This is a genomic window from Arcicella sp. GW458-12-2-14-TSB2, assembly GCF_059423785.1.
The window spans coordinates 19417-27044 of sequence record NZ_JBWKYN010000073.1 but is presented as its reverse complement, the minus strand read 5'-3'; the positions used below and the strand labels follow the sequence as shown (position 1 = coordinate 27044).

Genomic DNA, 7628 nt, shown 5'->3' with positions numbered 1-7628 from the left:
ATTATAGGGAATATAAGATGAACTTGGAAAGCAATAACCCTTATTTTTGACCTGATTTGTAGGGTTCTTACACTTGGATGGATTTGATAATATTGTATAATAGCTTGAGAAAATGATATAAATACATGAGATTGATTCTTTCTAATTTTGTGTTGAAGTATAGAAATAGCAAAAGAATAAATAAAATAAATGATATTCTTTAAGGATGAAATGATTATTATAGGCTTTAAGTGCTTAATTGTTGTTGAATTTAAAAAGGACTGATTGGTGGAAATTACCAAATGAATATGGTGAGTTTAATAAAGAAAATAACATTTGTATACCTTGCTGTTTTATTGAACAGTATCCAGCTTTCTGCCCAGAAAGCTAAAGTTGTTAAGCCTCTTCCACCTGTCTATCTCGAAGCAAATTCGAAGTTGAGTTACACGCCAGACGAACAAGGAAATCGTATTCCTGATTTTTCATATTGTGGTTACATGGCAGGGGAAGAAGCCATTCCTAATGTAACTATAAAAGTTATTGTTCCTGTAAAAACTGGAGACGCAACGGTTAGAATACAATCTGCTATTGATTACGTAGCTACATTAACACCTAATAAAGATGGTTTTAGAGGAGTAATTCTATTAGAAAAAGGCACTTATGAAGTATCAGGAAATTTAAGAATACATACTTCGGGTATTGTATTGCGTGGGAGTGGAATGGGAGAGGGCGAAACAACCATATTAGGGAAAGGAGACATTCGTGAAACGTTGATTACTGTTGCAGGAAAAAACGATAGAGTATTAGAGGCCGCTGTAAAAATTATTGATACTTATGTTCCTGTAAATTCATCGAAAGTGAAGGTTGAGGCAAATGGTCATTTCAAGGTTGGGGATAAAGTAATGCTTCATAGACCATCTACGAAAGAATGGATTGAAAAATTAGGTGCAGACCATTTTGGAGGGGGAGTCACTGCCTTAGGATGGAAAGCTGGTCAAAGAGATATTTTCTGGGATAGAACAATCGTTGCCATTAATGATAATGAAATTACGTTAGATGCCCCAATCACTACTGCTTTGGATGCTAATTATGGTGGTGCTTATCTTTCAAAATATAGTTGGAATGGCAGAATTGCACAAGTTGGCGTAGAAAACCTGAGGTTAGAATCTAGTTATGATTTAAATAATCCAAAGGATGAAGACCATCGCTGGGGAGCAATTTCATTTGAAAATGTTACTGACGCTTGGGCTAGACAAATAGTGTTCAAGCATTTTGCAGGTTCGGCGGTGAATGTCTTAGAAACAGGAAAACGTATTACTGTAGAAGATTGTCAGTCACTAGCGCCGATTTCAGAAATCGGAGGTCAGCGTCGTTTTACTTTTTTTACTACTGGTCAACAGACGCTCTTCCAAAGATTATATTCAGAATTTGGGTATCATGATTATGCCCTTGGTTTTTGTGCCGCTGGGCCAAATGCTTTTGTACAATGCGAAGCACATTTGCCTTTTAGTTTTAGCGGAACAATTGATAGTTGGGCTTCGGGCGTTTTGTTCGATGTAGTAAATATTGATGGACAAGCACTAAGCTATGCCAATCGTGGACAAGATGGACAAGGAGCAGGGTGGACTGCCGCCAATTCTGTTTTATGGCAGTGTTCGGCTTCAAGAGTCGATTGTTTTCAAGCACCAACAGCACAAAATTGGGCTTTTGGTACATGGTCACAATTTACTGGAAATGGCTACTGGGATATGTCTAACGAGCATATTAACCCTAGAAGTTTATATTATGCACAACTAAAAGACCGTATCGGTAGCAAATTAGGTAATAGAGCTATTTTGCTACCGATACCATCAGAGGCATCTAGTAGCCCCAAAGTGGAAGTTGCGATGGCTTTGACCGAGCAGGCGAAGAAGCCTGCCCAAACATTACAAGAATTTATTGCACAAGCCAAAGATCGAGAAGAGATTCCTACTCAAGCAACTGTGCCAACGATTGACCAAGTAGGTATTAAAAAAGCTATGTTACCGACTAAAGCAGAGGCCTTACAAATTACAAATGGTTGGCTGGTGCGTGGAAAAGAAGTAGTAATTGGAAGAAAACAAGAAGTCCCTTGGTGGTCGGGTAGTGCTAGACCTTATGGTTTAGAAAATGCGAAAGCTCATATTACTCGTTTTGTGCCAGGACAAACAGGAAAAGGGTTGACGGATAATCTGGAAGAGTTAACAGATTGGATGAAAAGCAATAACATAAAAGCTATCGACCATAATTATGGATTGTGGTATGAACGTCGTCGTGATGATCATGAGCGAATCCGTCGAATTGATGGCGATGTTTGGCCTCCATTTTATGAATTACCTTTTGCTAGAAGCGGAAAAGAAACAGCTTATGATGGGTTAAGTAAATATGACTTGACAAAATATAATAAATGGTATTGGAACAGATTAAAACAATATGCTGATTTAGCAGATCAGAAAGGATTGTTGCTGATTCATCAGAATTATTTCCAACATAATATCATAGAAGCGGGTGCACACTATGCTGATTTCCCGTGGAGACCAGCTAACAATATTAATAATACTGGTTTTCCTGAACCAGTACCTTATGCAGGCGACAAGCGAATTTTTATGGCAGAACAGTTTTATGATGTTTCAAATCCTGTTCGTCGTGAAATTCATAGAGCGTATATACGTAAATGTCTTGATAATTTCAAAGATAACACTGGTGTCATTCAATTAATCGGTGCTGAATATACGGGACCACTGCATTTTGTCCAGTTCTGGATTGATGTTATCAAAGAATGGGAAAAAGAGACGGATAAAAAAGTAATTGTTGGGTTAAGTACTACCAAAGATGTACAAGATGCGATTCTGGCTGATGCTGAAAGAGCCTCTGTGGTTAATTTAATAGATATTCGATATTGGCATTTTCAGGCAAATGGCAATGCTTATGCACCCTTGGGAGGACAAAATTTAGCTCCTCGTCAACATGCTCGATTATTGAATCCTAAAAAGACTTCATTTGAACAAGTATATCGTGCCGTAGATGAATACAGACAAAAATTTCCAGAGAAAGCCGTCATCTATTCAGCAGATAGTTTTGATGCGATGGGTTGGGCAGTGTTGATGGCAGGAGGTTCTTTGGCAAATATCCCGGTAGTTGAGAATCCACAATTTTTACAAGATGCTAGCTTAATGAAGCCTTTTGAATTATTGGACAAAACAGCGAGTCAATGGGCATTGGGAAATCCAGAGAAAGGGTTTATCATTTATAATGACCCTCAAAATGTGATAAAGCTTGACCTGACCCAACAAAAATCGACCTTCAAAGTAAACTATATTAATCCGAAAACGGGGCAAATTAACAAAGAGGAAGAAAAACTAAAAGGAGGAAAGATAATTCAACTAAAAAATAAATCATCAGAAACAGAGGTGATTTGGCTCAGAAAAATATCATGAAATACAATGCTATGCATAAAGGTTTAATCATCGTTTTTTGTTGTCTAATGGCTATGTCAGCATGTAAGACTGTTAAAGAGGGGAATGAATTGCCAGACTTAAAAGTATCTGCCAATGGAAGATTTATTGCTACTAAAGATGAAAAACCATTTTTTTGGTTGGGAGATACAGGCTGGTTATTATTCAATAAATTGACTCGTGAAGAAACCGAAACATATCTTGAAGACAGAAAGCAAAAAGGCTTTAATGTGATTCAAGTGATGGTGTTACATACTGTTGAGGCTGTGAATGTATATGGTGATTCTGCCTTGGTAAAAAAAGATGTAGCTAATCCTAAAGTGACAGAGGGCAATGATTTTGCGAATGCTGAACAATATGATTTTTGGGACCATATCGACTTTGTAATTAAAAAAGCAGAAGAAAAAGGAATCTATATGGCATTAGTACCTGTTTGGGGTGGGAATGTAAAAGCAGGGCATGTTTCACAAAAGCAGGGCGAAAAATATGCTGCATTTTTGGCAAATCGTTATAAAAATCAGTCGAATATTATTTGGCTGAATGGTGGTGATATTAAAGGAAGTGATTCTTTGGCTGTTTGGAAAACCATTGGAAAAACCATTAATGAGATTGATGACAAGCATTTAATTACTTTTCACCCAAGAGGAAGAACGTCTTCGTCGGACTGGTTTCATAATGAAAAATGGCTAGATTTCAATATGGTGCAGTCAGGACATAAATCTTATGAGCAAGATACTTCTGCTAATGAAACACGTCATTTTGGGGAAGATAATTGGAAATTTATCAATGATGATTATCGCTTAAATCCAACAAAGCCTACTATTGATGGTGAGCCATCTTATGAAGGAATTCCTCATGGGTTACACGACTCGTTGGCTACAAGATGGACAGCCGACGATGTACGTAGATATGGCTATTGGTCAGTTTTGGCAGGGGCTTTTGGCTATACTTATGGACAAAATGAAGTGATGCAAATGCATAAAGGATTTTCGTCCTCTACTTCTTTTGGACCTAGAGAAAAATGGTCGGTTGGGATGAAGGCATTAGGTTCAAGCCAAATGATTCATTTAAAAAACCTGATGTTATCTAAAGAGTTTTTTGATTTTGTGCCAGACCAAAGTTTAATACTTGATCAAGGAGTAAGGTATAATTATCTATTGGCTACAAAGTCGAAAAATACGGTCTTAGTCTATACGTATACAGGCAGAAATTTTAAAGTAAGCATGGGTAAAATAGCAGGCGACCAAGTGAATGCGTCTTGGTATAGTCCACGAGATGGGAAATTCATAACAATAGGAGTATTTGAAAATAAAGGTGAACAAACCTTTAATCCTCCTGCTGAACCAAAAGATGGAAATGACTGGGTATTGGTACTAGACTCAAAATAAGCCTTATATGAAAAAAATAATAGGAATACTATTGCTTAGTCTTTGCTTGAGTTCCTGCTCGAAAGATGTATATATGTTTAGTTCATTTCATGAGCCTGCTACTGATGGATTACGATTCCTATATAGTGAAGATGGCTACAAATGGACAGATATGAACCATGTTTTTTTGAAACCTACTATTGGTAATCAAAAAGTAATGCGTGACCCATCAATCGTTCAAGGGCCAGATGGCACTTTCCATTTAGTTTGGACGAGTAGCTGGAAAGGAGATAAAGGCTTTGGTTATGCTAGTTCAAAGGATTTAATCCATTGGTCTGAACAAAAAATGATACCAGTCATGGAACATGAACCTACAACCGTGAATGTATGGGCTCCTGAATTATTTTATGATGACGAAACCAAACAGTTTATCATCATCTGGGCTTCGTGTATCCCATTTCGTTTTCCAAAAGACCAAGAAGCAGAAGACAATAACCATAGAATGTATTGCACTACTACGACAGACTTTAAAAACTTCTCGCCGACTAAATTATTAATTGACCCCAAATTTAGCGTGATAGATGCGGTGATTGTAAAACGGAAAGCAAAAGATTATGTATTGGTTTTAAAAGATAACACTCGCCCCAATAGAAATATAAAGGTAGCTTTTGGAGAAAGTGCCATTGGGCCTTATACCAATGTTTCAGCACCTTTTACTAAGAATTTTACAGAAGGCCCAAGTGTAGAAAAAGTAGGGAATGATTGGTTGATTTATTACGATTCTTATCATGATAAAAACTATGGCTCGATGAAAACGAGTGACTTTAAAAATTTTACAGAAGTATCAGCACAAACGTTTGTTCCTGAAGGACATAAACATGGAACTATTTTTAAAGTTAAAAAAAGCATTTTGAAATCATTACAAAAAGAGGTTTTGTCAACCAAGCAATAACCAGATAAATATGAATCAATTAAAATATATACTAAGTTGTTTGTCTATTATCTTGAGCTTTACAATTATGAAGGCTCAGGATACAGTGCGTTATACGGGAGAAACACTTTCAAATGTAGATTACCACCACGGGCAACTAAGTCCTGCGGTTGGAGTACACAATATTCAAGTATTTCATGCGAATAGAGAAAATCCTGCATTAGCAGGAGGGAATAATTGGACATATAATCATGCCCCAATGTTGGCATATTGGAACAACACTTTTTATTTACAATACTTGAGTAATCCATCAGGAGAGCATATTCCACCTGGACAAACCCTATTGTTAACGTCAAAAGACGGCTATCATTGGTCGACTCCAACGGTTATTTTTCCACCATATAAAATCCCAGACGGTTGGACTAAGACAGGATATAAAGGCGTTGCCAAAGATTTATATGCCGTCATGCACCAACGAATGGGCTTTTATGTATCAAAGAAAAAGCGTTTATTGACGTTAGCTTACTATGGCATAACTATGGATGCTAAAGATGACCCTAATGATGGAAAAGGCATTGGTAGAGTAGTAAGAGAGGTTTTGGGAGACGGTAAATTTGGGGAAATATATTTTATCAGAAACAATGCTTCTTGGGATAAAAGCAAATCTATTTACCCTTTGTATACAGCTAGTAATGACAAAGGGTTTATTGAAGCTTGCGACGAATTATTAGCTACTCCTTTAATGATGCAACAATGGGTAGAAGAAGCTGATAGAGACGACCCTTTGATTCCTCTGAAAAGAGAAGCCAAGGCATTTAGTTATTATCATTTGCCTGATAATAGGGTAGTGGGTTTATGGAAACACGCTCTTTCTTCAATTAGTACTGACGAAGGCAAAACTTGGCAGTATAATCCATTAAGAGCACCGGGATTTGTAAATAGTAATGCCAAAATTTGGGGACAAAAAACATCAGATGGTAAATATGCTACCGTGTATAATCCCTCAGAATTTCGTTGGCCTTTGGCTGTTTCTACTAGTAAGGATGGGTTGAATTATACTAACTTACTGTTGGTCAATGGTGAAATTTCTTCGATGCGTTATGGCGGAAACTTTAAGTCTTATGGTCCCCAATATGTGCGTGGAATCATAGAAGGAGATGGCGTAGTGCCTGATGGAAATATGTGGCTTACCTATAGTATGAACAAAGAAGATATTTGGGTGAGCAAGGTTCCAGTGCCTGTGGTAGATGAAGTGAAAAATCACGTTAACGAAGTCTTCGCTACGATGAAAAATGGCGAAGAGCTAAAGTATTGGAATATTTTTAGTCCTATTTATGCCCCTGTGGCTATCGAAAAAATTGCTGATGGTTCAAAAGCATTGGTTTTAAGAGATAAAGATAAATTTGATTTTGCCAAAGCAGAAAGGGTAATTCCAGAATCTAAGAAGGTAGCAGTTGAATTTACCATTATTCCTCAACAATCAGATAAAGGGCTATTGCACATAGACTTTGTAGATGCCAAAGGAACTCCAGCTGTAAGATTGATTTTTGATGCTGATAGTGCATTTAAAGCCAAAGTGGGTTACCGAAATTCGGGTATTATGAAGTACGAAGCTCGACAAGAGTATGCCATCAGAATAGAGTTAGACAGACACAAACGGATGTTTAACGTGTTTGTAAATGGACAAAGCAAAGGAACAAAACTATTTTTTGCACCAGTGGCATCCTTTAAAAGAGTGATTTTTAGAACGGGTGAAATTCGTCGTTTCCCTGATTCAGATACACCAACAGACCAAAGCTATGATTTGAAAAATGCAGGAGAATTAGACAAAGAAGCAGTTTTCATTATCAAATCATTCAAAACAAGTGCTTATTAGTT

Annotated in this window: 4 protein-coding genes; all 4 read left to right on the top strand. The window is 37.2% G+C overall.

The genetic code is table 11. The features are described from left to right. Positions 1-287: 287 nt before the first annotated feature. From AC07XN_RS12185 to AC07XN_RS12170, 4 genes are read left to right on the top strand one after another with little or no spacing between them, the layout of a single operon-like run. A complete protein-coding gene (locus tag AC07XN_RS12185) occupies positions 288-3434 on the top strand; it encodes a DUF6298 domain-containing protein (RefSeq protein WP_494743290.1) in 3147 nt (1048 codons plus the stop codon). Positions 3435-3487: 53 nt separating this feature from the next. After that, positions 3488-4840 carry a glycoside hydrolase family 140 protein gene (locus AC07XN_RS12180; protein ID WP_494743289.1) on the top strand — a complete coding sequence of 451 codons (1353 nt, stop codon included), beginning with the start codon at positions 3488-3490 and terminating at the stop codon, positions 4838-4840. A gap of 7 nt (positions 4841-4847) precedes the next feature. After that, positions 4848-5771, top strand: a complete 924-nt coding sequence (locus AC07XN_RS12175; RefSeq protein WP_494743288.1) for a glycoside hydrolase family 43 protein — start codon at positions 4848-4850, stop codon at positions 5769-5771. Between the two features lie 10 nt (positions 5772-5781). Next, on the top strand, positions 5782-7626 hold the full coding sequence (locus AC07XN_RS12170) for an exo-alpha-sialidase (RefSeq protein WP_494743287.1): 1845 nt from the start codon (positions 5782-5784) through the stop codon (positions 7624-7626). Positions 7627-7628: the final 2 nt, after the last annotated feature.

What these genes read in the sequence shown, in the direction of transcription:
- AC07XN_RS12180 (WP_494743289.1), top strand. Translation starts at nt 3,488, where the DNA reads ATGTCAGCATGTAAGACTGTTAAAGAGGGGAATGAATTGCCAGACTTA.
- AC07XN_RS12175 (WP_494743288.1), top strand. Translation starts at nt 4,848, where the DNA reads ATGAAAAAAATAATAGGAATACTATTGCTTAGTCTTTGCTTGAGTTCC.
- AC07XN_RS12170 (WP_494743287.1), top strand. Translation starts at nt 5,782, where the DNA reads ATGAATCAATTAAAATATATACTAAGTTGTTTGTCTATTATCTTGAGC.
- AC07XN_RS12185 (WP_494743290.1), top strand. Translation starts at nt 288, where the DNA reads ATGGTGAGTTTAATAAAGAAAATAACATTTGTATACCTTGCTGTTTTA.